This window comes from Micromonospora sp. C51, assembly GCF_018070435.1.
In the GTDB taxonomy this organism is placed as follows: Bacteria; Actinomycetota; Actinomycetes; order Mycobacteriales; family Micromonosporaceae; genus Micromonospora; species Micromonospora sediminimaris.
Genome location: NZ_JAGPXQ010000008.1, coordinates 62,421 through 87,525, shown reverse-complemented (window position 1 = coordinate 87,525; position 25,105 = coordinate 62,421). Strand labels below are relative to the sequence as shown.

The 25,105-nt window shown below is 69.2% G+C and carries 18 protein-coding genes; 9 read left to right on the top strand and 9 right to left on the bottom strand.

Annotated elements, in window-relative coordinates; translation table 11 throughout:
* Positions 1-24: 24 nt before the first annotated feature.
* Positions 25-2,772: a helix-turn-helix transcriptional regulator gene (locus tag KBX50_RS11995; RefSeq protein ID WP_210937106.1), complete on the bottom strand. Its 2,748-nt coding sequence runs from the start codon at positions 2,770-2,772 to the stop codon at positions 25-27.
* A gap of 407 nt (positions 2,773-3,179) precedes the next feature.
* On the opposite strand from KBX50_RS11995, the gene KBX50_RS11990 reads away from it, so the two are divergent.
* Entirely contained in the window at positions 3,180-3,788 is a 609-nt protein-coding gene (locus KBX50_RS11990; RefSeq protein WP_210937105.1) for a nucleotidyltransferase domain-containing protein, read from the top strand.
* Between the two features lie 76 nt (positions 3,789-3,864).
* On the opposite strand, the gene KBX50_RS11985 is transcribed toward KBX50_RS11990, so the two are convergent.
* The 3 genes from KBX50_RS11985 to KBX50_RS11975 all read right to left on the bottom strand — a co-directional run bounded on the left by KBX50_RS11985 (position 3,865) and on the right by KBX50_RS11975 (position 7,389).
* Positions 3,865-5,364, bottom strand: a complete 1,500-nt coding sequence (locus tag KBX50_RS11985; protein WP_210937104.1) for an endo-1,4-beta-xylanase — start codon at positions 5,362-5,364, stop codon at positions 3,865-3,867.
* A 169-nt stretch (positions 5,365-5,533) separates the two neighbouring features.
* Positions 5,534-6,232, bottom strand: coding sequence for a response regulator transcription factor (locus KBX50_RS11980; protein ID WP_210937103.1), 699 nt, complete (start codon positions 6,230-6,232; stop codon positions 5,534-5,536).
* Positions 6,229-7,389: a sensor histidine kinase gene (locus tag KBX50_RS11975; protein ID WP_307870922.1), complete on the bottom strand. Its 1,161-nt coding sequence runs from the start codon at positions 7,387-7,389 to the stop codon at positions 6,229-6,231. Before KBX50_RS11975 ends, KBX50_RS11980 begins: the two co-directional genes overlap by 4 nt.
* Before the next feature lie 168 nt (positions 7,390-7,557).
* On the opposite strand from KBX50_RS11975, the gene KBX50_RS11970 reads away from it, so the two are divergent.
* From KBX50_RS11970 to KBX50_RS11960, 3 genes are all read left to right on the top strand, one after another.
* Positions 7,558-8,322, top strand: a complete 765-nt coding sequence (locus KBX50_RS11970) for an ABC transporter ATP-binding protein (RefSeq protein ID WP_210937101.1) — start codon at positions 7,558-7,560, stop codon at positions 8,320-8,322.
* On the top strand, positions 8,316-10,745 hold the full coding sequence (locus KBX50_RS11965; protein WP_210937100.1) for an ABC transporter permease: 2,430 nt from the start codon (positions 8,316-8,318) through the stop codon (positions 10,743-10,745). Before KBX50_RS11970 ends, KBX50_RS11965 begins: the two co-directional genes overlap by 7 nt.
* Positions 10,746-10,856: 111 nt before the next feature.
* Complete coding sequence (locus tag KBX50_RS11960; protein WP_210937099.1) at positions 10,857-13,340, top strand: tetratricopeptide repeat protein; 2,484 nt, start codon at positions 10,857-10,859, stop codon at positions 13,338-13,340.
* Between the two features lie 104 nt (positions 13,341-13,444).
* On the opposite strand, the gene KBX50_RS11955 is transcribed toward KBX50_RS11960, so the two are convergent.
* The 5 genes from KBX50_RS11955 to KBX50_RS11935 all read right to left on the bottom strand — a co-directional run bounded on the left by KBX50_RS11955 (position 13,445) and on the right by KBX50_RS11935 (position 18,428).
* Complete coding sequence (locus tag KBX50_RS11955) at positions 13,445-14,275, bottom strand: RNA methyltransferase (protein WP_210937098.1); 831 nt, start codon at positions 14,273-14,275, stop codon at positions 13,445-13,447.
* Positions 14,276-14,419: 144 nt separating this feature from the next.
* Complete coding sequence (locus KBX50_RS11950) at positions 14,420-15,238, bottom strand: phytanoyl-CoA dioxygenase family protein (RefSeq protein ID WP_210937097.1); 819 nt, start codon at positions 15,236-15,238, stop codon at positions 14,420-14,422.
* Positions 15,239-15,492: 254 nt separating this feature from the next.
* On the bottom strand, positions 15,493-16,437 hold the full coding sequence (locus KBX50_RS11945; protein WP_210937096.1) for a nucleoside hydrolase: 945 nt from the start codon (positions 16,435-16,437) through the stop codon (positions 15,493-15,495).
* A gap of 61 nt (positions 16,438-16,498) precedes the next feature.
* Positions 16,499-17,446, bottom strand: a complete 948-nt coding sequence (locus tag KBX50_RS11940; protein WP_210937095.1) for a PfkB family carbohydrate kinase — start codon at positions 17,444-17,446, stop codon at positions 16,499-16,501.
* Between the two features lie 13 nt (positions 17,447-17,459).
* The gene (locus KBX50_RS11935) at positions 17,460-18,428 is read right to left on the bottom strand and encodes a hypothetical protein (protein ID WP_210937094.1); all 969 of its coding nucleotides are present in this window, start codon (positions 18,426-18,428) and stop codon (positions 17,460-17,462) included.
* Between the two features lie 294 nt (positions 18,429-18,722).
* Between KBX50_RS11935 and KBX50_RS11930 the strand changes: the two genes are divergently transcribed.
* Genes KBX50_RS11930 through KBX50_RS11910 form a run of 5 tightly spaced genes read left to right on the top strand, consistent with a single transcriptional unit; the run spans position 18,723 to position 25,037 of the window.
* Positions 18,723-19,976, top strand: a complete 1,254-nt coding sequence (locus KBX50_RS11930; RefSeq protein ID WP_210937093.1) for an aminotransferase class III-fold pyridoxal phosphate-dependent enzyme — start codon at positions 18,723-18,725, stop codon at positions 19,974-19,976.
* Positions 19,969-21,018, top strand: coding sequence for a Gfo/Idh/MocA family protein (locus tag KBX50_RS11925; protein WP_210937092.1), 1,050 nt, complete (start codon positions 19,969-19,971; stop codon positions 21,016-21,018). Before KBX50_RS11930 ends, KBX50_RS11925 begins: the two co-directional genes overlap by 8 nt.
* 1 nt (position 21,019) lies before the next feature.
* A complete protein-coding gene (locus KBX50_RS11920; RefSeq protein ID WP_210937091.1) occupies positions 21,020-22,741 on the top strand; it encodes an ABC transporter ATP-binding protein in 1,722 nt (573 codons plus the stop codon).
* A complete protein-coding gene (locus KBX50_RS11915) occupies positions 22,738-24,546 on the top strand; it encodes an ABC transporter ATP-binding protein (RefSeq protein ID WP_210937090.1) in 1,809 nt (602 codons plus the stop codon). The genes KBX50_RS11920 and KBX50_RS11915 overlap by 4 nt, the downstream gene beginning before the upstream one ends.
* Positions 24,531-25,037: an NUDIX hydrolase gene (locus KBX50_RS11910; RefSeq protein WP_210937089.1), complete on the top strand. Its 507-nt coding sequence runs from the start codon at positions 24,531-24,533 to the stop codon at positions 25,035-25,037. The genes KBX50_RS11915 and KBX50_RS11910 overlap by 16 nt, the downstream gene beginning before the upstream one ends.
* The last annotated feature ends 68 nt before the right edge of the window (positions 25,038-25,105 follow it).

Here is a 25,105-nt window from a genome sequence, read left to right as displayed (position 1 = left end):
CACGGTCGGACCGGTCGTCGCCCGCTAGCTGAGCCGCAGGTCTCCATCAAAGTTGATCCTGGCCAGCTCGGTACGGGAGGTGATGCCCAGCTTGGGGTAGACGTTGGCCAGGTGGTGGCCGACCGTGCGCGGGCTGATCAACAGCTGTGCCGCGATCTCCCGGTTCGTCAGACGGACCGCGGCCAACCGCGCGACCCGGAGCTCCTGCGCGGTCAGCCCGGCAGCGGTAGGAGGATCGGCCACGTGGAGGGCGGCCCGCCGGTCAGTCAGGGCCTGCTCGCGCAGCGCCCGCACCCGCAGTGGGCCCGCGCCCAGGCGATCGAAGGTCTCGGCCGCGGCGGCGAGTTGTGTGCTGGCGTCGGCCCGGCGACGCGCCCGCCGCAGCCACTCCCCGTACAGCAGCCGGGTGCGGGCGTACTCGAACGGCTGTGTCCCCGCTCCCGCGACGTCCAGGGCGGCTCGGAACGAGGCCTCGGCCGCCGATCCACCCTGAACGAGCGCGCTGAGCCGATGGCCGGCCGTGCGAGCCCAGGTGGCGCCGGTACGCTGTGCCCACTCCTGCACCATGGCGAGCTGAGACCCGGCGGCGTCGCTGTTGCCGACCTGCACCGCCGCCTCAACGGTGTCCGGGGCGGCGAGCAGTGCGAAGGTGCTGTGGGCGGCCTCGTGGCCGGGCTCGACGAGGCACAGCAGGTCGCTCAGCGCCTCCTGCGGACGACCGTCGAAGAGCGCCGCCCGTCCACGGATCCAGTACGCCGATGCGCTGAGCGCCCGCACTCCGCGTGGCACCGAGACCTGCAACATCCGCGTGGTCTGCTCCTCGACGGCGCGATGCTCGCCGCGGGCGGCAGCCAACAAGCCGAGGCAGCTTCGGCTCTGCGTGGCGAGGTGATCCGCTTCGACCTCCTCGGCCAGTCGCAGGCCCTCGGTCGCCGCCAGCTCGGCGGCGGCCCACCGGCCCGCGGCGGTGTCGAGGACCGCGATCTGGGCCAGCACCAGTGCCAGCGCGGTGAGCTCGTGCCGACGCCGCAGCTGCACGGCCTGCATGCGCAGCACGTCGAGCAGTCCACCCTCGATGCCCCAGGCCTGGACCAACGGCACGGGCGGGAGCAACTCCCACGCGACCGTACCGAGCCGACCGACGACGTCGCTGGCCAGATCCCGGGTCGTCGGGGTGGCCTCGCCGGTCACGTCGTAGCAGGACCACCAGTTCTCCAGCACGGGCATCAGTCCCGACACCGCGGAGTCAGCGGCGGTGTCCACGGCCCGCACGCGTCGTAGCGCCTCCTGCTGGAGATCGGACCGCCCGGCCGACCAGGCGGCGCGGACGGCCACCGTGCCCAGTTCCAGGGCGCGGCGGGTCTCGGGTACCGCGGCCATGTCGCTGGTCAGGTAATGGTGGGCGCGCTCGGGCATGCCGTACGCGAATTCGAGGATCCCGCGCAGCCCGCCGCTCTGCCGGACGACGGGAAGCACACCGCTCAGGCGTTCAGCCTCCTCGAGCAACTGCCGCGCCGCCTCAGCGTTGCCGGCGTGCCAGGCGGCGCGGGCGGCGGCGGCCAGCCGGCGCGTGGCGTCCGCTGGCTTCGGGGACAGCTCGGCGGCCCGACCCAGGGCGCGAGCCGCCATCGGACCCGCGCTGCGTCGCAGGCACTCCTCGGCGGCGTGCTCCAGCAGTGTGGCGACGTCCTCGTCCGGCCCGTCGGCAGCGGCTGCCAGGTGCCAGGCCCGCTCCATGGTGGCGTCCCGCGGCAGGGCGGCCGCCAGCGCCTGATGCACAGCCTGCCGCTCCGCGAAGGGGGAACCGTCGTAGATGGCTGTCGGAATCAGTGGGTGCCGGAACTCCAGGCGGCTTCCCGAGGCATGGAGCAGGCCCGAACGCAGGGCTTCGTCCCAGGCGGAGGTGTCGATGCCCCAGGCGGCGCCGGCACGGTGCACGACGTGCCGGTCGCCCCGGCCCTCGGCGGCAGCCAGCAGGAGTAACGCCCGGGTCGACGGTTTCAGGGCCTCGGCCCGTGCGCAGAATGCCCGCCGCAACCGTGGGCCCACCGGCACCGGGTTCCCGGAGTGCGGGAGGGTCGCCCCGCCGTCGGTCTCGCGATCGAGGGTGGGCAGTTCGTGCAGCGCCAGCGGGTTGCCACCCGCCGCCTGTACCGTCCGATCGACCAGCGCCGTGTCGATCCCCGGCACGACAGCGGTCAGAAGCTGGTACGCGTCCTCGTCGGCCAGACCTCCGACCGCCAGGGCCGGCAACCCCTCCCACGGCCCCGATGCGGGATCCTCGTGTCCGGTCAGCAGCATCGCGACCCGCTCCGTCGCCACCCGCCGGGCGACGAACCCCAGGCACAGCGCGCTCGCCTCATCGACCCACTGAGCGTCGTCCACCACGACCAGCACCGGTCGCTCCTGGGCGAGACCCGAGAGCAGCGACAGCACGGCAGCGCCGATGAGGAATCGGTTGGCCGGCTCTCGGCTCATTCCCAGCGCGCCCCGCAACGCTGCACCCTGCGGGGCGGGGAGCGTCTCCAGTCGGTCCAACACCGGCCACAGCAACTCGTGCAGTGCGGCGAACGCGAGCCCGGTCTCCATCCGAATGCCCCGACACCGCAACACCGTCGCGTCGGACGCCGTCTCGACGGCGTACTCAAGCAGAGCGGTCTTGCCGATGCCCGGCTCACCCCACAGCACGAGCCCGGAACCGGCGCGATCCGCCGCCCGATCCAGCAGCCGGTCCAGTACCGCGGTCTCGGCGTGCCGTCCGAAAAGTTCCATGTCTCCCCCCGCTGGCCGCGATGGCACAGCCGCCTCAACGCTATAGCCCAGCCTGCTCCGTCGTGCGACGACCGATTGGCCGGGTGATCCGCGCCGGTCATGGTGCCGCACACTCGACCCGGTGACCCGCACCAGTCCGTACTGCCGAGGCTCCCGGTGCTTTGGTTCGTCCGAGCACGGCCGCGTCGCGGTCAGCGGAACAGGGCGGTCGGCCGTTGGCGTGGCAGCCGTGACGCTCGCGATGTCGCACGCAGGTGGCCTGCTGGTCCACGACGAGCGTGTCCCCATGACAGCGCGGACGCGCCGGAGACGTCAGTGACGCGGTGTCACCACCGCTTGTGACGTGGTGTCACTGTCGCCGACGGCGCTGAGACGATCGGCTCTCTCCTACGCCGTAGGCTCGCGTCGTGAACCATCCCGATGTCGATGCGTGGGAGGCCTGGCAGCCGGTCCAGATGGCCGAACGCCTTCGCGACCTGCCGATCCCCTGGTACGTCGCGGCCGGCTGGGCGGTGGATCTGTTCCGCAGCGAGCAGACCCGGGCCCACGGGGACCTGGAGGTCGCCGTGCCTGGGGCGCACTTCGCGCTCCTGCCGCCGCTCTTTCCCGAGCTCGACTTCTGGGTGCCGGCGGGTGAGGGCACGCTGGTGCCGTTGACGGCCGACGCCTTGGCCGGCGACTCGCATCAGACGTGGGCCTGGGATCCGGCGGCAGGCAGGTGGCGCTTCGACGTCTTCCGGGAGCCGCACGACGGCGACGTCTGGCTCTGCCGCCGCGACGAACGGCGGATCCGGCGGCCGTATCGCGAGATCATCCGGCGCAGCGACGACGGGATCCCGTACCTGGCTATCGAGGTCGTACTGCTGTTCAAGGCAAAGCACCCGCGCGACAAGGATGAGGCCGACTTCACCGGCGTGCTGCCGCTGCTGTCCCGCGCGGAACGCGGCTGGTTGGACGCGACGCTCGGCCTGGTCCACCCGGATCATCCATGGCGAGCCCGGCTGCGGTCGGGTTGACCCGCCTCGGCTCGTTGCGTCGCCGTGGTGCCTGTCCTGATCGGCCGGCATGCCGGCCGATCAGGACAGGTGATGTTCAGCTGGCGGTGCACACCGGGGTCAGGCCGGTGGCGGTCCCGGTGCCCTGGAAACCGAACTCGGTGGACTGGCCGGCGTTCACCGAGCCGTTGTAACTGACGTTGCTGAACTGCACGGTGCCGCTGCTGCCGGAGCGGTTGGCGTTCCAGGCGTTGGTGACGGTGGCCCCGGAGGGCAGGGTGAGTTGGACGCTCCAGCCACTGATCGGCGCGGTGCCGGCGGTGACCCTGACGGTGGCGACGAACCCACCGGTCCAGGAGTTCAGCGAGACCGTCGCGGAGCATCCGGTGGTCGGCGGCGTGGTCGGTGGCGGTGGGGTGGTCGGATCGACAGGCGGCGTGGTCGGCGGGACGGACGGCGTCACCGGCGGCGTGGTCGGCGGTGGGGTGGAGTTGCGGCCCTTGTTCAGCTCGTCGAGAACCGCGTGGTAGGCGGCTTTCTTCTGGTAGCTGCCGTTGCCGCCGGTGAACAGCAGGCCCCGCTCCGAGGAGCGCCACGACTCGCTGTCGGAGATGCCCCAGACGGTGATGCCGGTGCACTGGGCGACGTTGAGGCAGGCCCGTACGACCTTGCGGTAGTTCTCCGCCTGGCCCGCGCCGATGTCGTTGTTGCTCAGGTCGTCGTCGATGTCCAGCTCGGTGATGTGTACCTCGACGCCGAGGTCGGCGAAGCGTTGGATGTTGGCCTGCAGGTCGTCGGTGATGATGCTGTTCGGGTTGTCGTTGAAGTGCGCCTGGAACCCGACGCAGTCGATGTACTGCCGGTAGTTGCGGACGATGTCGTACAGCGCGTTGGCCTTGCGGTTCGGGGTGCCGCCCTGCACCGTCAGGCCATCGACGTCGTAGTCGTTGATGCAGAGCTTGGTGCTCAGCCCGCCGGCCTGCACGACCTGCTTGGCCCGGATGAACGAGTCCCGGATGACGTCGGTGTCGCCGGCGTCGAAGAAGTCACCGTCGCCGTTGGCGTCCCGATTCATGGTGTGCGGCCACTGGTTGCGCCGCCGGCCGGTGTTGTTGTCCTCCAGCGCTTCGTTGACCACGTCCCAGTACGCGATCCTGCTGCCCCAGCGGTTGATGGCGTTGCCGATGAAGGTGTTGAGCGTCGCCTGGCTGGCGCCCTGCAACGCGCCGGCCTGCGAGTGCCAGACCAGCGTGTGGCCACGGACCAGCATGTTGTTGCTCTGGGCGTGGTTGACCAAGGTGTCCGCACCGCTGGTGTTCTGCAGCCCGCCGCTGGAGGTGGCGATCCTGTCCGGCTTCATGTCGTTCTCAGGCGTCAGCTGGCTGAACTCCTGACCGACGATCGGGTAGAGCCGGTTGGGGGAGGCGGCGACGCCGAAGAACAGCCCGGCGTTGGCGGCAGCGGCCCGCAGCGTGGTCTCGGCCGCCGCGGCCGGGGCGCTCGACTGGACCGCGACAGCGCTGCTTATCAGCAACAACACCGCCGTCGGCACAGCTGTTCGAGCAACCCTTTTTCGCTGGCGCAGGTCGCTGTTCACGGGCCCTCCTTGACGCTGGACGTTCTCGATCGACGGGTGTGCATGTCCCCGAACGGTCAGTCTCGATATCGCCCCGACGCACTGTCAACAACTTCCGGAAACGTTCCGGAAATCTGCGGAGCGTCGGCGGTCGAGGCGTAGGCGTTACGCAGCCGGGCGACGTACCGGCTCATGGCTCCCGTCGATGCGGGCGAGCCGACCAGCGCGGGCCGCCCGGCTGAACCAGGCCCGTTTCGTAGGCAACGATGACCAGTTGCGCCCGATCACGTACCGCCAGCTTGGTCAACAACCGTCCGACATGCGTCTTGACCGTGGTCGGGCTGAGATTGAGATATGTGGCCAGTTCCGCGTTGGACAGGCCGCGGGCGATCAGCGTGAGCACTTCCCGTTCCCGCTCGGTCACCGCATCCAGCCGCCGGGGCAGCGGCCGGGCCGGCTCGGGCCGACGCGCGAACTCGTCGATCAGCCGGCGGGTCACCGTCGGTGCCAGCAGCCCTTCGCCGGCGGCCACCACCCGGATGCCGGCCAGCAGGTCCGCCGGCGGGGTGTCCTTGAGCAGGAACCCGCTGGCTCCGGCGCGCAGTGCCCCGTAGACGTACTCGTCCAGGTCGAAGGTGGTCAGGATGATGATCCGGGTGCCGGCACCCGCCGGATCGCCGCAGATCCGTCGAGTCGCCTCGATGCCGTCCATCTCCGGCATCCGCACGTCCATCAGCACCACGTCCGGCCGGTGCTCGGCCGACAGCGCCACGGCCGCCGCGCCGGTGCCCGCCTCGGCGACGGTGATGAAATCCGGTGTCGAATCGACCAACAGCCGAAAACTGCCACGCAGCAGCGCCTGGTCGTCGGCGATCAGCACCCGGATCACGCGGCCGCCCGGTAGGGCAGGCTGGCCGTGACGATGAAGCCGCCGCTGGAGCGTGGACCGGCGTGGAACTCGCCACCGTGCACCGCCACCCGTTCCCGCATCCCGACAATCCCGTGTCCCTCCCCGACGGGGAAGACCGGGCGGCGGCCGTCGTCGATCACCTCGACCCTGACCTCGCCGGGCGTGACGGTCACCGTCGCCCAGCAGTTGGCCGGCGCCGCGTGCTTCACCACGTTCGTCACCGCCTCCTGCACGATCCGGTACACCGCCAGACCCACCGACTCCGGCACCGCTGCGGCGGCCGGTTCCTCCCGTCGCACGTCGAGCCGTACGTCGACACCGCCGATCGCGGCCTGCCGGGCGAGCGCGGGCAACTCGTCCAGCCCGGGGTTCGGGGCGTACGGGGTGCCCTCGCGCAGCACGCCGAGCACCCGGCGGACGTCGGTCAACGCGTTGCGACCGGTCTCTTCGATCACCCGCAGGGCGGCTCCCGCCTCGCGGGGGTCGGCCTCGGCGACGTGGTTGGCGACGGCTGCCTTCACCACGATGAGGCTCAGCGTGTGCGCGACCACGTCATGCACGTCCCGCGCCACCCGTAACCGCTCGTCGGTGGCGGCCTGGCGGACCAGGTGCTCGCCCTGACGGACGGCGAGGGCGCGGCGCTCCCGGACCAGCCAGCCGATCATCCCGGCAGGCACGATCATGAAGGCGGCGTAGCCGACCGCACCGGTCCGCGACCAGAGATCACTCTCGCTGAACACCAGGGCGACGCTCACCAGAGCGAGACAACCGGCGACGCAGAGCACCGACCGGTGCATGCTCGTCGACACGGCCACCGTGTAGACGGACAGACCGACGGCGAGCCCTGGCGCGGCGGCGGCATAGCTGGGAACCACGCCGGTGATCAGGGCGACGGCGGCGACACAGCTGATCACGACGGCGACCGTGACCGGCCACCGTCGGCGGACGGCCAACGGCAACCCGAGGGCCATCCCGACGAGCACCGACACCCACAGCGGTTCGTGCACGCCACCACGCAGCGGCGATTCCAGCGCCGCGTACGGACCGAGCAGCCCACCGACCGACACGGCGAGCACGGCGTCCACGGTGGCCAGTTCCACCGGCCGCAGCCGCCGGGTCAGCAGGAAGGCGGTCACCTGCCCGAGCGTATCGGCCGGCCGGACCCGGCGCGTCCACCTGTGGGTGGTCATCCTCAGGCAGGACTTCGGCCGCGTTCCGGCACCCGGTTCCACTCAGAGGCGGACCGGAAACTGTCCGCTGCGGCACGACGCCCGACACCTGCTCGAGCCGGCACGCTGGCGGACATGACCACACAGACGGTGACCCTGACCAGGCTACGGGCGGTGTACGGCACCGGAGCGCGGCGGGTGACGGCGCTCGACGACGTGACGACAAGCTTCGCCAGCGGCACGTTCACCGCGGTGATGGGTCCGTCGGGCTCGGGCAAGTCCACCCTGTTGCACTGCGCGGCCGGGTTGGACAGGCCCACCGAGGGGACCGTCGTCATCGGCGGCAGTCGCCTCAACGACCTGGGCGAGGACGAGGTGACTCGGCTGCGTCGCGAGCGGATCGGCTTCGTGTTCCAGGCGTTCAACCTGGTGTCCACGCTGACCGCGGCGCAGAACGTCGAGTTGCCGCTGCGCCTGGCCGGGCGCCGCCCCCCGGCCCGGGACGTCACTGCCGCGCTCGACGCCGTGGGGCTGGCCGATCGGGCCGGCCACCGGCCGAGCGAACTGTCCGGCGGCGAGCAGCAGCGCGTCGCCGTGGCGCGGGCGTTGATCACCCGTCCCGCGGTGGTCTTCGCCGACGAACCGACCGGGGCGCTGGACAGCGCGGCGTCTCGGCAGATCCTTCGGCTGCTGCGCGCACTCGTCGACGACCACCGGCAGACCGTCGTGATGGTGACCCACGATCCGATCGCCGCCGCGTACGCCGATCGGGTCCTGCTGCTCGCCGATGGCCGCATCGTCGACGACATGACCGGCGGGATCACCGCTACGGTCGTCGCCGCGCGGATCGCCGAGCAGGAGACCGCCCCGGCGGAGATCGCCGGGGAGCGGTCGTGCTGAGCCTCCGAAGGTCGGTGAGCGCGTTCGTGGTCGTCGCCGTCGGCGTGGCACTGGTAGCGGCAGCCACCCTGCTGCTCGCCTCCGGACGCCCGCAGGTGCCCGACCGGCTGGCGTACGCGGCAGTCGTCGTCCAGAGCCCCGAGGCCGGTGCGTCGGCCGACTCGTTCGCGCCGACCCGGCCCTGGTCGGCCGCCAGGGCGGCGGAACTCACCAGCAGGCTGACCGAGGTGCCGGGGGTCACGGCCGCGGTGCCGGACCGGACCTTCTACGCCCAGGCGCTGGTCGACGGCCGGCCCCCGGCCACCGACGGCCAGCGAGAGGACGCCCACCAGGGGCACGGCTGGTCCAGCACCCGGCTGGGTGGATTCCGTCTCACCGCCGGCGAGGCGCCCCGGCAGGCCGGCGAGGTGGTCGTCGACCGTGCGCTGGGGCTGCGTCCGGGCAGGCCGCTCACCCTGCTCACGGCAGCAGGGCCGCAGTCGTACACCGTCACCGGTCTGGTCGATGCGCCCGGCGTCTACGTCGCGGACGAGGTTGCCGCCGCGCTCGCGCCCGGCGTCCGGGCCATCGGTCTGCTTGTCGCGTCGGGGGTCGATGCCGAGGACGTCGCCGCGGCGGCCCGCGGTGTCGTCGGCGACGACGGACGGGCGCTGACCGGCGACGGACGCGGAGCGTTGGAGCCTCGGGGCGACGCCCGTACCCGCTGGATCGGTATGCAGGTGCTCACCGCCACGGCGGTTCTCGCCGGTTTCGTCACGGTCTTCGTGGTCGCCTCCGCCTTCGCGTTCACGGTCGCGCAGCGCCGCCGTGAGTTGGGCTTGTTGCGCGCCGTCGGCGCGACGAGTGGCCAGATCCGCCGCATGGTGTACGTCGAGGCGCTCGTCGTCGGTGTCACGGCGGGACTCGCCGGGCTCCTGGCCGGCGCGGCGCTCGCTCCGGTGCTGGGTCGACTGCTTGTCGACGTCGGATTCCAGCCGGCGACCTTCCGGGTCCGCTACGAGCACTGGCCGGTCACGGTGTCGCTCGCCGCCGGGCCGCTGATCGCGCTGCTGGCCGTCTGGTCGGCGTCGCGCCGAGCAGCACGCGTTCGCCCACTGGAGGCGTTGCGTGAGGCGGCCGTGGAGCAACGGCCGATCGGACGGCTACGAACCGCCACCGGGGCGCTCCTCGTCGCGGTGGGGGTCGCCCTCAGCCTCGGTACCGCGACGTCCGACGACGCCCGCAGTGCCGCCACGTTCGCCCTCTACGCGGTGATGGCCCTGGTGGCCGGTGTCGCGGTGCTGGCCCCGACGGTCGTCGGCCCGGTGGTGCGGATGCTGCGTGTGCCGGTGCGTCGACCGGGCGGTGCGATCGGGATGCTGGTCCGGGCCGGGGCGTTGACCGCGACCCGGCGGACGGCCTCGATCGCCGCCCCGGTGCTGCTCACTGTGGCGTTCGCGGTGCTGGTCTCCGGCATGGTGCGCACCACGACGGCCGCCTACGCGGCGGGCCGGGCCGACAACGTGAACGCCGGCTGGATCGTCGTGCCCGACCGCACACCTGGCCTGTCGGACCAGGCCGTCGCGGCGACCGGGGGCACCGCCCTGCTACCGACGACGGTGTTCGTGAGCGACCCGGCCAGGCCGCCGGTGAACCGGCCACTGACCGCGCTCGGCGTGGACCCGGCGGGTTTCGCCGCCGCGAACCGCGCGCTCACCGTCACCGCCGGCTCCCTCAGCGACCTCAGCGGCGGTGACACGGTGGTTGTCACCGCATCGGCGAACCGTCAGCCAACCGATCGGTACGCGTTGGTCTTCGCCGACGGGGAACTGGTGTCGCTGCGCGTCGTCGCTGTCGTCACCGACGACTCGATCCCGGGCGATCTGCTCCTGCCCCGGTCCATGGTGCGGGAGCACGACCCGTCGGCGCTCTCCTCCGCGGTGTACGTCCAGGAGCGGATCGATCCGCCGGCCGGAGCGCGGATCATCGACGTCGAAGGGTGGGCGGCCGAGGCGGATCGTGCGGGGGATCGCCTCGTCTGGCTCGCCACGCTGCTGCTGATCGGTGTCTCGGCCGGCTACGGGGCTGTCGCGGTGGCGAACACGCTGCTGATGGCCGCTGCCGGCCGGGTGCCGGACCTGCGGCTGATCCGGCTGGCCGGAGCGACCCGCCGGCAGGTCATCTGGCTGGTCACGGCCGAGTCCGCCCTGGTGGTGCTGATCGGGGCGCTGCTCGGAGGCGCTGTCGCGTTCGTCGGTCTGCTGAGCATCCGTGCCGGACTCGCCGAGCAGGCCGGTGTGCCGGTCGACCTGGTGGTGCCATGGTCGGTGGTCGGCGGGGTGGTGGGCCTCTGCCTGCTGCTGGCGGTGCTGGCGAGCGCGCTGCCGACCTGGCGGTCACTACGCCACCAACCCGCGCGGTCTCCCGTCAGCGTCGTGGCGTGAACCCCTACCGCCGTCCGCGTCACCAGGCTCGGGTCGGGCGGTGCCACGCACAGCCGGACCGGCCGCATTCATGCAGACCAGGGCCGTGACACGGGTCGATATCATTGAGTAATGAGGTGGCGACTGTTGGTAATCGTCGCGATTCTGCTCGTGGTCCTCGGTGTCGAGGGCTTCCTGGCGTGGCTGTTTCTGCGCATCGGTCTCGGACAGAGTGATCAGGTCGCCTCCGTGCTGAGCCTGCTGTTGGCGGTCGTCACCACCACGGCGACGGTGACCGGAGCGCTGCGGTACCGGGACCGAGGCGCGAACGCGAACGCCGCCCCGATGCCCGCGCAGCTGGAGGCGAGCACCCGGTACTTCACCGGCCGGGCCGCCGAGGTCGCGCGGCTCGGCCGGCAGCGGCGTCGATCGGCCACCACGCCCGCCGTGGTGCTGATCTGCGGGACCGCGGGGGTGGGCAAGACCGCGCTCGCCATGCACTGGGCCCATCGGAGTCGCGCGCACTTCCCCGACGGGCAACTGCATGTCAACCTGCAGGGCTACCATCCCGGACAGGCCGTACCGCCTCGGGAGGCCCTGGCCGTGTTCCTCGCCGGCCTCGGTGTCGCCGGCCCGTCGATTCCGGAGGGCCTCGACGAGCGCACCGCGCAGTACCGCACTCTGGTCGCCGGCCGTCGGATGCTCGTCGTGCTCGACAACGCGGCCTCGGCGGACCAGGTCCGTCCGCTGCTCCCTGGCACCGGGCCGACCATGGTCCTGATCACCAGCCGGGACACTCTCGCCGGTCTGTCGACCACCACCGACGTCACCCGCATCAACCTGCCCCGGATGCCGGACGCGGAATCACTGGCCCTGCTCACCAAACTGGTCGGCCCGCGCGCCGAGGCCGAGCCGGACGCTCTGCGCGCGGTGGTCGACAACTGCGCTGGTCTGCCGCTCGCCCTACGCATCGCCGCGCGGCGGCTGGCCGAGTATCCCGGCGAGCCCTTGGGCCAACTTGTTCAGCAACTCGTCGAGACCACGGCGATGACCGTACTGAGCCCTTCCGGGGATCCGTTGAGCGCGATCCGAACGGTCTTCTCCTGGTCGTACCGCCGGCTTCCCGGCGAAGCCGAACGGCGCGCGCTGCGCATGGTGGGGGTGCATCCCGGGCCTGACATCGACGCGTACGCCCTGGCGGCGATGACGTCCGCCACGCCGGACACGTCGCGGCACCTGCTGGACGAACTCGCACGCGCGAGTCTCGTCGAGCCACGGGGCGGTGGACGTTTCGCCCTGCACGACCTGCTCCGCCAATATGCACTGGACCTCGCCAACCAGGAGGACGCGGTGGACGAGACGCGCCGCCTCCTGTTCGACCACTACCGCGTGAGCGCCGCGGTCGCCGTCGGCGTGTCGTACCCGTCGCTACGCGCCACGCTGCCCGCGGTCCCCTCGTCCAGCGTCAGGATCCCTGACCTGATCGCGCCCGGAACGGCCCGGGCCTGGCTGGATCGGGAGATGCCGGTGCTGGCGCGCGTGGTCGCCACCGCGGAACGCAACCTGCCCCGACACACCGTCGACCTGGCCGCGATTCTCAGCCGGCACCTGGACACGACCGGCATGCTGCCGACGGCAGCCGTCATCCATGAGGCGGCAGCGCGGGCCGCGACGTCCGTCGACGATCAGGCTGCGCTGGGCGTCGCGCTACACGATCTGGCGGCCGTCGAACTACGGCGCAGTCGATACGCCCCCGCGCGGGCATACGGCGAACGGGCGCTGGCCGCCGCGCGCAGGGCGCGCGACCGCCGCTGCCAGGCGAGGGCGCTGCTGCTGCTCGGCATGGTCACCTTCTGGCAGGGTGAGCGGGCGCGGGCCATGCCGTTCTACCGTGCGGCACTCGACCAGTCGGTGAGGGCAGCTGACGAGCCACTACAGGGAAGAATCTGGTACGGCATCGGCACTGTCCTGCATGAACAACGGCAGTACGCCGAGGCAGCCGGCGCCTACCGGAAGGCCCTCGACGTGGCCCTCCGGTACGGCGATGCCCAGGCCGAGGCAGCCGCACACTCAGGGTTGGGTGGCATCGCCGCGGCAGAGCGACGGGTCGAGGAGGCGACCGAGCACCACCAGCGCACCATCGACACGCTGACCCGGCTGGGAGACCGGACACTCCTGGCGGGCGCATTCTGGGAGTACGCGGACTCCCTGCGGGACCTGGGCCGGCTCGCGCCCGCCCGGGACCGGTACGAGCAGGCGCTCGATCTGGCCCGGAAGTTGGGTGATCCGGGCAGTTGTGCGTTGATCCTCAACGCGCTGGCGGAGACGCTCCTGCGCCAGGGCCGGCGTCTCGCCGCGCGGCGGACATTCCGGCAGGCGGCTGCGGCGGCTGCCAGCTGTCCCGACGACATCGCGCTCGCCGCGGCGTACCACGGCCTGGCACGCGTCAGCGTGACTCTTCACCGGCGGGCGTCCGCCCGCCGGCACGCCGCCGAGGCCCGACGACTCTATGCTCTGCACAATCACTCCGCAGCATCGACACTCGACGACTTCCTCCGGCAGCGACCGCAAGGAAGCTCCACCAAGGACCCAGCGTCCAGAGCCGAAGCGTCTTGACCGTCGCCAGGGGAGTTCAGTGGAACGTGCAGCGCAGCTGCCGGATCACGTCCTGGTCGTCGGCCTCGGTGGTCAGCTACCGGCGGAGGCCTGCCATCAGTGTGCTATCGCCGGGCGGCGGCGGCCCGCTGGCGTGCCGATTCGTACAGCACGACAGTCGCGGCGGTCGCCGCGTTCAGTGAGCTGGCGGACCCGGACATGGGGATCCGGACGAGTTGGTCGCAGGCTTCACGCCAGCCGGAACTGAGACCGGTGGTCTCGTTGCCGATCAACGTCAGGGTGGGTTGTGTGAAGTCGTACTCGGCGGCTTCAAGGACGCCGCGCTCATCGGTGCCCATGATGCTCATGCCGATGCCGTCGGCACGGATGTCAGCGACCCAGGAAAGAACGGCCTGGTGGGAGGGGACCCGGACCACGGGCAGGGCGAACAGTGAGCCGGTGCTCGCCCGGACCGCCTTCGGGTCGTACACGTCGGCGGCGTGGCCGGTGACGATGACGCCGTCGGCGCCGAAGGCGTCCGCCGACCGAACGAGGGTCCCGATATTGCCCGGGCTGGTGGGCCGATCGAACACGACCGTGAGCATGGTCGGAGACACCGGGATCCGGCGGAGGTCGTCCTCCGGCAACGCGACCACGGCCAGCAGCTCTGGCACCGTTTCTGCCTTACCTCCGAGTTCGTGCATCAGGTCACGCGAGACGGCGAACGTCTCGGCCCGGACTGTGTCCAGGGTCTGGCGTGCCCAGCCGGACAGGTGAGCGCTCGCGTCGTAGAGCAGTTCCCGGACCTGCCAGCCGTGTGCGACGGCCATGGTGATCGGGCGCACGCCCTGCACGAGGAACTCGCCGCGTCGCTGCCGCTTGGTGCGATTGCCGAGGAGAGCTTCCCACTGCTGAAACCGAGCATTGCGGCCACTCACTCGCAGCACCACTGCCAACCTCGCCTCCGTCGACGTTGCCCGCCCAAGCCCTGTCCTCCCACACGTTCACCGGCCACGGGACCGGATGCCGGCCGGGACGGCCACGGGTCCCGAACCCGGGCACGTCTCCTGCAAGACCTTCCGGCAGCTCTCAGGAACGGGTTATGTCGCCCTGGCCTCGCGGTCGGTGTCGTCCCCGTCCGAAGCGAGGGCGTCCTGTCCGAGACCCCGACGGATCGCGATCTCCACGGGTGAGTATGCGCCATCGGCCCGCTTCAACTCGTACGGTGCTGCTGGCATCAGCGGTGGTTGGGCCATGAAGCGAGGCCGCGTCCCGTGGTGCGGTTGCGCCGCGTGCACCAGGAACGGGTGGCACAGGAAGACATCACCCGGAGATCCGGTGGCGAGGGCGAGCGGCCGGTGCTCGGACGCCGCCACCAGGTCGGGTGCAAGGGCCAGCCCGCTCGCGCCGTCCTCCCCGTACTTCTCCAGCACCTTCGGCACGTCGAGGTGGGAGCCGACCCGGATCCGGGTCGGGGCGTCCTGCTCACCGACCTCACTGAACAGGAACAGCATCAGCAGTGCCCGGCCCCGGGAGCGCACGTTGGTGAAGTACCAGCGCTCGCCCTCCGGCAGATAGCTCCCCTCGATGTGCCAGCCCGCGTCGTCCGGCTCCTCTTCGTGCGGGAAACGCAGCGGAAACGTGCCCAGCGAGTAGCGCGGCTCCCAGCGTCCCGCACCGACGAGCAGGTCGTACGCGCGATGGAGGAACGGAGAGTTGGGAGCGGCGGCGAACGGCCCCTGCGCCATTTCGGATACCCAGTGCACGGGCCGCGTCCACGTCGCTGGATCGTCCGGGTCGCAGCCTGTCTCCCGCCACAGCAGCCGTGCGCAGTCCGCTGCCACGCGCGGCGCGACCGCGCCCTTCAGCTTGACGAAGCCGTCGCGAAGAAAGCGGGATACCAAGGTCGTGTCATCCATGCCTCATTGTGCGGCGGTGGCGGTCCCGGTCACGCGACACTTTCCGCGTCGCTGTTGTCAGGTCCCGGCCGGTGCGCTGCTCCCAAGGTCGACCTCGAACGAGGGCTCGATGATCCCGGTCCGGTGTCTGACGGGCGGGATCGAGTGGTACGTGGGCCTCTCCGGCTTGGAGCACACCAAGCTGAGCAACGACCAGGTCGCCGTCGAACTCGGGAAGTCGTCAATTTCGTACGCACCAGTCGAGCCCGAGCGCTTCAGGTCAGCAACTGGAGACAATGCCGGTAGAAGTCCTCCTGCTTCACCGTGATCGCACATCGCACGACGCGTCCGTCGTCGGCGCGTACCGTGCGCCCCTCGCTTGCGCCATCCACCACGACATCGCACCGTATCTGGTCGAAGGTGAACAGCTCAGGTGCGGCGAGATACGACGTGGCCAGGCTGTCCCAGCAGCAGTATGGCGAGCCAACCGTCTCGACGGTGCCAAAGGTCATGGCGAGCAACGAACCTGCTAGATCGCTAGCCGGATTGCCGTAGTGCGCCCCGAACGCGCGGACGAATTCATCGGTGACCGGTACCTGGTTTGTCACGTCGAGCGGGAAGAGGGTGATAGGTATCTGGGTGGCGAAGACTCGCTGGACCGCCTTCGGGTCGCAGTAGACGTTCCACTCTGCGGAACCGTCGTGTCCCGGTTCGTCCACGTTGCCTTCCACGTCGAACGCGCCTCCCATGAAGACGATTTCGCTGATCGCCTGTTCAAGCCATGGATGCTTGTCCAAGCACCAGGCGAGGTTGGTGAGCGGCCCGGTGACGAGAATGGTCAGCGGCGTGGCCGCCTGCTCGATCCACTTCACGAGTTGTTCGTGCGCCGGGAGGTCCGGCCCGGGCGTACGCGCCCGCGGCGGAAAGCGGTTGAGCACGGGCAGCGCCTCCACCCGCAGCGCGTCTGTTCGCCATGCCATCGGGAACGGGTGGGGGCCGGCGAGACTACCGGGCGCTACCTGCACGTGTGGGAGGTCGGCCAAGTCGAGAATCCGGTGAGTGACTGACAACGCGGGCGCCAGCAGACAGTCGGCCGGGGTGACGGCGACCCCCTTCAGGTCCACGTCGTAGCGGGTCAGCAGCAGTAACGACAGCAGATCGTCAAGGGAGCCGTCGTGATCCATGATCACGGTGCGGGCAGGTGTCCGGGTCTCAGTCACAAGGGTCCTCCGATTCAAATGGCAAGCCAATGCCGAATACCGTTCGCAGGTGACACAGGGCCTAGCCCTGTCGCGGACTCAGTGGGGCATGGCTCAACTCGCTCGCACGGGGGTAGCTCGGTATGCAGAATCGCCGCGTCACCGACACCGCGGCGGCGCGGCAGGCCAGCGTCACCGCTTCCGCGAGCGGCATGCCCGCCGCAATGCCGGTGGCCAGCGCGCCGACGAAGCCGTCGCCAGCGCCGGTCGTATCGACCACCTGCACCTCAGGCGCTGGCACGTGCAGCTCACTGCCCTCGCGGATGACCAGCGCTCCCTGAGCGCCCACGGTCACCACCGCGGTCGGGGTCCTGATCTGTCGGCGCAACTGCGCGGCCTCGGCGGAGAGGCCGCTGGGCGCGCTACCGGCGCGCTTGCCGATCAGCCGTCGACACTCGGCGGCGTTGAGCACCACCAGGTCCGCGCGAGCCAGCAGACGAGCGACGTCTGGATCGGACTCTCGCTGAGTGAAGGGCTCGACCGGGCTCGGATTGAGCACCACGGTGACGCCGGGCACCGCGGCTGCGGCTGCTGCTGCCGATACCGCCACCGGGATCTCGCCCTGTAGCACCAGGACCGCGCCCGGTCGCAACAGCGCGGCTTCTGCGGCGGCGATGTCAGCTGTGAGAGCGTCCGCGGCACCGGCCCAGGTCATGATGTACTGCTGCCCACGGGAATCCAGGCAGATGAAACTGCGTGCGGTGGGCGAATCTGTGCGTGGGCAAGCGGATACGTCCACCCCGTCGCGGGCCAGTGTGGCCAGCGCTTCGGCACCTTCCTGGTCTCCGCCCACCGCGCCGATGAAGCGTGCTCGCCCGCCGAGCCGTGCCGCGGCCACCGCGACGTTGGCAGCCTTGCCACCGTGCGCGGACGCGGTGCCGGTCGCCGCCACAGTCTCGCCCACCGACGGCAGTCGATCACCGAAGATGTAGACGTCGACGGTGTAGGCGCCGACCGCGAGGACTGTCACGGCAGGGGCCCGCTCATGGCGTGATTCCCAGTGCACACGGTGCGATGCTGCTCGCGTCGACCGTGACCTCGACATGGGGATGCCGATGGGCGAGCGTGACCGGCATCGACACGTCCGGCTCCGTGGTCAGGAGCAGCACTCGTACGATGTAGCGTTTCCAGGCGCCGCCATCGGTGATCAGGTGCAGCCGTCGCGCGGACAGGATCTCGGCCATCCCCACAGTCACCGCCATCCGGGGGATGGCCTGTGTGTAACCACCGGTGGTGCGGTGTGAGTGCGCGACGATCGTGTCCTCCAGCAAGGTGACCACGCGGGTGGTGGACTCGGCGAACTCGTCCACGCTGTAGTGGTGCCAGCGGCTCGACGGCGGCTCGTTGAAGGCCAGGTGACCCCGGTATCCGAAGCCGGCGAAGCACGTGTCAGCGCCGCCGACCTCTGCCAGCCGGGCGGCGAACTGATCCGGGGCGAACACGTCCGGGAAGATGATCTGGTCAGGATCCGGCCGCAGGTCCGGTCTGAGCAGGTCGTACAGATTGCGGTCGCAGAAGCCACGGAAGCTGAACGGATGGGTGGACGGCAGTGGCCGGCCCTGCCAGTCCAGGAACTCGTCCATGTGGAACGCGAAAACGTTGGCCCAGCTGATCCCCTCGGCATTGCAGATATTCGCCAAGATGGGGTATTGCGCTTTCGGGCCGACCGGCAGTATCCACCGGGTGGGTGCGCCGCGATCGTTGTTGGTGCGTAGCTCATCCGCCATGTCCCGGGCAAGCCGCTCATACAGGTCGGTCGTGTCTTGGTGGATTGTCAGCGGGTAGCGGGACACCTTTGCCAGCTCTTCGGTTGTCATCGTCAGGTTTTCATCGGTCAGCTCGTGCGCGTACCGGGGATACCGAAACATATCACACTCCTCGCCAGATAAAATATCCGAGATCGGCTCCGGGATCAATGATCGTCTACGTTTCCGATAAGGCAAGAAAATCACGGCGAATCACGCCGATTCGCCCAAGCCCCACTTATGCGTATCAACGAGCCCGGTGGCAGCCCAGGCTGCGGCCGGAAACCACTGAGGCGAAGTTCAAATGCGATAAAAACCACCCGTATGGTATCGATCCACAACCATTTTCGAACGTTGACATCAGGCGATGATTCCACTAGCGTCACGCCCCAGTAACCGTACGTTAACCTGATTCGGTGTCGTGGTCACGTAACGATCTTGAGCCCACCGATACCTCGATTGAAACGTGGATCGTTTCACTTGCGGAGGAGTCGCACAGTCGTGAGCCAACGAATTGCCCATTCGAAGATCACCAAGAAATTTCGGTCCCACAACAAGCAGCTCCTGTTTTCTGGAGGAAAGGGGGGCGAGGTCGAGGATGTCAATGGAGCGACCTACCTTGACTTCGTCATGGGCTACGGGCCAGTGATTCTCGGCCACGCGACACCCGAATTCACCGAGCGGTTCAGCCGCTACCTGAGCAACGGTGTCATGATGCCCGGGTATTCGCGCTTTCATGAAGAATATCTGGATCGCCTGCTCGCGCCACGACCGGGTGCGCGGGGGGCCTTCTTCAAGACCGCTTCGGAGGCGATAACGGGCGCACTGCGTATCGCCGCGATGGAAACCGGTCGGCTCGGTGTCATCCGCAGTGGGTACATAGGCTGGCACGACTCACAGGTCGCGAATTCGCTCAAGTGGCATGAGCCGCTGCACTCACCGTTTCGCCAGAAGCTCCGCTACGTCGACGGGATGCGCGGAGTCAGTGGTGACGAGGCCGTGCACAACTGGGTCGACCTGCGACTGGAATCCCTCGCCGAGATCATCGACACGCACCGGGACCGGCTGGGCTGCTTCGTCTTCGATGCCTACCTGGCGTCGTTCACGACTCCCTCGGTGCTTGCCCAGGCACTCGCGATGTGCCACGAAGCGGGACTTCTCACCGTCTTCGACGAGACCAAGACCGGTGGCCGGATCTCCCCGCTTGGGTACGCGCACGATCTCGGGCTGGAAACAGACCTCATCGTCATCGGCAAGGCGCTGGCGAACGGAGCGCCGGTCAGCGTCCTGATCGGACGGCCCGAACTACTCATCCACGCTGAACGCGCCCGGCTCAGTGGCACCTTCTCCAAGGAGATGCTCGCAGCCTACGCCGCCCTGGCCACCCGGGACATCCTGGAGCAGCCGATCGGCGATTCCCCGGACGGCTGGGCCGAACTGGGACGAATCGGCACCAGAGTAGCGGAGACGTTCTCCCAGGCGGCCAAGTCGGCGGGCGTGGCCGGTTCGGTGTGGGCCCAGCCGGTGCTCGGCGGAGGCATGTTCGAGTTGGTCTATTCCGACGACGTTCTCGGGGACAAGACCCGCCGGGAGAACCTGCTCGCCGCGTTCGCGGCCAACGGAATCCTGCTGCTGGAGGGGCATCCGTCCTTCGTCTGCCTCGCCCACGGCCAGACCGACTGGGCCGACCTCGAGGACCGAGCCGCTCGCGCGCTGCGCCAGTGGTCGACCGATGGCGAGGAAGACGATGAGTGACCCGCTGCGTCTCGCGCTGGTCGGCTGCGGCCGCCAGATGCGCCAGAATCTCCAACCGTTTCTGCATCGCCTGCCCGCCCACCAGACGGTGGCCTGCGTCGACCCGGATCCCGACCTGGCTGCGTCGATGGGCGCCGTCACCCGCGCGACCGTCCTGGCCGGTGCGGTCGAGGAACTCGATCTGGGCACCATCGACGCCGCCCTGATCGCGGTCCCCCCGATACCGTCCTTCCAGATCACCGACTACCTCGTGCGGCGGGGCGTCCACTGCTTCGTGGAGAAGCCGGCGGCTCCATCGACCCCCGCCCTGAGGCAGCTCGACGAGGTGATCCAAGGTTCCGGTCTGCACGTCCAGGTGGGTTTCAACTTCCGGTATGCCGAAACCCTGCAGCATCTGCACGCGCTCACCGCCGCGGCGCGGCGCACGCCGGTCGAGACGACCATCGACTTCTACAGTCGGCATCCGTCCGCGCCCCAATGGGGGTGCGACACGACCCTGGAATCCTGGCTCCGGCAAAACGGGGTGCACGCTTTCGACCTGGCTCGCTGGTTCTCGCCCGCGCAGGTACGGCGGGTGGACGCGCACGCGATCCGCAACGGCGAGCATCGCTTCCTCATCAACGTCACCCTGCGACACGAGGACGGTTCGCTGACCACCTTGCGGATGGGCAACCACACCAAGAGTTTCCTGATGGGGCTCAGTGTGCACACGGTCGACGGCAGCCGGTTCACCGCCGGATCGCTGGAGCAGATCCGGCTCGACGTCGATGCCGGACGTCCTGCCGGAACGTTGCTGCACAGCACACGCAATCTCGACGACGGCTGGGCGCGCAGCGGCTTCGGGCCAGAACTCGCCGCCTTCCTCGACAACTGCCGCGGCGAGGCGCCGACGGACAAGCCCGCGCCGCTCATCGGTGACGCGCTCGGTGCTTCGATTCTCATCGACCAGGCTCTGGCGCAGCTCGGTTCAGCGCCGCACCTGACTGCTCCGGCAGGCGGAAACGGAAAGAGCCGTCGAACCGATCGTGTGGAGGTGCGCTAGCATGGCCGACCGGACCGGCAGGGCTGGCACTCTGGGCTGGCTGTCGGTCCATCTTCGGCCGCAGGGCTGGTTGCTGCTGCTCTTCACCGTTGCCACGGTGGCCGCGCACCTACTCGCCACCCTGATACCGCTGTACGTGGGCCGTGCCTTCGACGAGCTGACTCGTCAAGATCCGGCCCTCACAGTGGTGGTGAACGCTGCGTTGGTGATCGCCGCGCTGGGCGTCGGACGGTTCCTGGCGGACCTGCTCTCCGCCGGATCGATGGAGATCGTCGCGCAGCGGGTCAAGCGGGACGCCCGCGATCAGCTCTTCCGCAGCCTGCTGGACAAGGGCCAGGCATTCCACGACCGGCAGCGGATCGGGGACATCCTGGCCCGCACCATCAACGACGCCCGACTCGTCGACTACCTGATCAGTCCCGGCGTCGCGACCGCCTTCAACGGAGTGATCGCGCTCGTAATCCCGATCATCTTCATCGCCACGATGCGCGCTGAGCTGCTGCTGGCACCAGCGCTGCTCGTCACCGTGTTCGCCTTCGCGCTTTGGCGGCACGTGCGCCGGTTGCATCCGTTGACCCGCAGGCTGCGACGGAGGTTCACCGATCTCAATGAACAGTTCTCCGAAACTCTGACCGGTATGGCCACGGTGCAGGCATCCGGCCAGGAGCGGAACGAGCTCGCAAAGTTCGACACCGCAGCCACGGCGTATCGAGACGCCTATGTCCGGCGCGGTTACGCACAGGCCGTGTACCTGCCGGCCTTGGGTTTCGGGCTGGGTATGGCGGCAGGATCGGTGCACTCGCTGGCACTCTTCTCCGCCGGTGAGCTGGCCCTTGCCCAAGTGATCACCTACCTCGGTTGGCTGGGCCTGTTCGCGGTGCCTATCTCGATGTCGGAGCAGTCCGTCCCGGTGATCCAGGAGGGATACGTGGCCTGCGCCCGGATGCACGAGTTGACCGATGCCGACTCCGACCAGCGTGAGCCAACCGGCGGCACCACCGCGATGGTGACCGGCAGCGTGACCTTCGACCGAGTGAGCTTCACCTACCAGGGCCGGGTGATCCTGCGGGACGTGTCCTTCCATCTGCCTGCTGGCCGGACACTCGCCGTGGTCGGCCCGACGGGCAGCGGAAAGACCATGCTCACGAAGCTCGTCAACCGCACCTACGACGTCACCGGCGGGCGGGTTCTCATCGACGGGCGAGACATCTCGGACTGGCAGCCCGGTGCGCTGCGGCGGCAGATCGGAAACGTGCACCAGGACGCGTTCCTGTTCTCCAAGAGCGTGTTCGACAACGTCGCCTTCGGTGTCCACCGACCAGTCAGCTCCGAGGAGGTGTCCGAGGTCGCTCAACTTGCCCGCGCGGACGGATTCATCCGCCAGCTGCCGCAGGGCTACGACACCGTACTCAACGAGGGTGGTAACACCCTTTCCGGTGGTCAGCGGCAACGTATGGTGATCAGCCGGGCATTGATCGCCGACCCACCCATCCTCACGCTGGACGACGCGACCAGCGCGATCGACGCGCGGACCGCTCAAGAGATCACCGACGCGATCGACGCTCTGACCACCGGGCGGACCACCATCCTCGTGTCGCACCGCCCTGACCAGATCCGGCGGGCCGACCTGATCCTGGTGCTCGACCGGGGAGCGGTGGCCGGCCTTGGCAGCCACGCCGAGCTGATCGATCACTGTGCGTTGTATCGGGAGATATACCGATGAGCGACCTCTTCGCCGGTTTGCATCCTGACGACTACGACCGGGTCTACCGTAACCGCGAGTTGATCGCCCGGATCGGCCACCGGCTGCGCCCGGGTTCACGGCGTATCGCGCTCGCCGTCGTCCTGACAGTGGGTGCCTCGATACTGACCTCAGCGGTTCCGGTGGCCATCGCCCGGATGATCGACCAGGTCCGTGATGGCAGCCAGCTCACTTGGTCGATCAGCGCGTTCGTTATCGTCGCCGCGGCGGCGGCGTGGGCCATGAACTGGGGCCGGCAGCGGCTCATCGCCTGGCTGGTCGGTGACCTCGTGCTGCGATTGCAACGGGAGGTGGCCGAGGCGGCGCTGGCTCGGGACGCCTCATTCCACGACCGGCATTCAGTGGGCAAGGTGCTGAGCCGGGTGACCGGCGACACCGAGTCCTTCAGTGCGGTCATGACGCTCACGCTGAATTTCTTCAGCCAGATGGTGCTGGTAGTGGTACTCGGGTCGGTGGTGTTCGCCGTCGACCCTCGTCTCGGCCTGATCCTGCTGGTCGTGACGCCCCTCCTGGTAGGCGTCGCGCTGCTGTTCCGCCGAATCGCCCGCGTCGCCGCCCTGCGCACCCGGCAGGTCATGGCCCAGGTCAACTCGACCGTGCACGAGTCGATGGTGGGCATCCTGATAGCCAAGAGCTTCGGCCGGGAGGAGAGCCTCTACCAGGATTTCCGGCAGGTGAACCGACTGTCGTATCTGGTCTACGTCCGGCAGGGCCTGATCTACACCGTCATCCTGCCGGTGCTAACCATGATCTCGGTGCTGGGCACCGCCGCGCTACTCGTCGGCGGCGGCAGCCTTGCCATCGATGGGAGCCTCTCCGCCGGGGACTGGTACTTCGCGCTGCACGCGCTCGGGTTGTTGTGGCTGCCGCTCACCCAGGCCGCCTCGTTCTGGAGCCTGTTCCAGCAGGGGCTGGCCGCCAGCGAACGGGTCTTCGCGCTCATCGACAGCGAGGACAGCGTCCGGCAGACCGCCGCCGAGCCAGCCGCCAACCTGCGCGGCGAGATCGAGATCCGCGATCTGCGATTCGGGTACGGCGTCGGGGCACCCGTTTTCGACCGGCTCAACCTGCACATAGCCGCAGGCGAGACGGTGGCCGTCGTGGGACGCACCGGCGCGGGCAAATCCACCCTCTCCAAACTGATCCTTCGCGGGTACGAGTTTCAGCAGGGCGCGTTGCTCATCGACGGCCGCGACATCCGCCGACTGGACCTGGCCGAGTATCGGCACCGGCTGGGCGTGGTGCCACAACTCCCGTTCATCTTCGCCGGCACCCTCGCCGAGAACATCGCCTACGCCCGGCCCGGCGCCGACCGCGCCGACGTGCAACAGGCGGTTGACCAGCTCGGTGAAGTCTGGGCCCGCTGCATACCCTTCGCTCTGGACGATCAGATGGCCAGCCTCGGACGGGAGCTGTCCACCGGCCAGCGCCAGCTCATTGCGCTGGCCCGCATCTTCCTCAAACAACCGGCGATCCTCCTGCTCGACGAGCCGACCGCGAGCATCGATCCGCTGACCGAGGCTGGAATCCAGCAGGCGCTGACGCGGCTCATGGCCGACCGGACGGTTCTGGTGATCGCGCACCGGCTCGCCACCATCCGTCACGTGGACCGGCTACTGGTGCTCGACCACGGGCGGGTGGTCGAGGAAGGTGATTTCGACACGCTACTTGCCGCGGGCGGCCACTTCACCGACTTGTACGCCAGCTACTACGCCCATCAGCAGACCGGACGAGAGGCGGGACTACGCCAATGGACGCGATCCTGACCAGCCTTGACCAACTGGGCAGAACTGCTGAGCGAGAAGGCCTTACCTGTGTCGTCGGCGCGGTCATCACCGATCCACGCGGGCGGGTGTACCTGCAACGCCGCGCGCCTCACGTCCGTCTCTTTCCGGGTTGCTGGGACATCGTCGGCGGCCACGTAGAACCGGGAGAGACGTTACCCGCTGCGTTGGCTCGCGAGGTCACCGAGGAGACTGGCTGGCGGCTCGGCCGGATCACCGATGTGGTTCACGTGTTCGACTGGACCGGTGCTGACGGACAACGCCGCAGGGAAATCGACGTCCTGGCGACCGCCGATGGCGACCTTGGCCAGCCCCGCCTGGAAGCCCGCAAATTCACCGAGGGACGCTGGTTCGACGAGCAAGGTCTGCAAGAACTGTTGACGATGGAAGAGGCCAGCGGCGATACCGCCATGATCAAATTGGCTCTTCACGCACTGACTTCGCCTCAAGCCCGACCGGGGGAACCGTCCTGACCGTGACGTCGCGATGAGACGCGGCCTGTCGATCACCCGGCTGGCTGCGTCCGGCGTCGTTGGTACCG

Coding starts and splice junctions, on each gene's coding strand:
- KBX50_RS11950 (WP_210937097.1), bottom strand. CDS start 15,238: ATGGATGACACGACCTTGGTATCCCGCTTTCTTCGCGACGGCTTCGTC.
- KBX50_RS11995 (WP_210937106.1), bottom strand. CDS start 2,772: ATGGAACTTTTCGGACGGCACGCCGAGACCGCGGTACTGGACCGGCTG.
- KBX50_RS11915 (WP_210937090.1), top strand. CDS start 22,738: ATGAGCGACCTCTTCGCCGGTTTGCATCCTGACGACTACGACCGGGTC.
- KBX50_RS11925 (WP_210937092.1), top strand. CDS start 19,969: ATGAGTGACCCGCTGCGTCTCGCGCTGGTCGGCTGCGGCCGCCAGATG.
- KBX50_RS11960 (WP_210937099.1), top strand. CDS start 10,857: ATGAGGTGGCGACTGTTGGTAATCGTCGCGATTCTGCTCGTGGTCCTC.
- KBX50_RS11910 (WP_210937089.1), top strand. CDS start 24,531: ATGGACGCGATCCTGACCAGCCTTGACCAACTGGGCAGAACTGCTGAG.
- KBX50_RS11920 (WP_210937091.1), top strand. CDS start 21,020: ATGGCCGACCGGACCGGCAGGGCTGGCACTCTGGGCTGGCTGTCGGTC.
- KBX50_RS11970 (WP_210937101.1), top strand. CDS start 7,558: ATGACCACACAGACGGTGACCCTGACCAGGCTACGGGCGGTGTACGGC.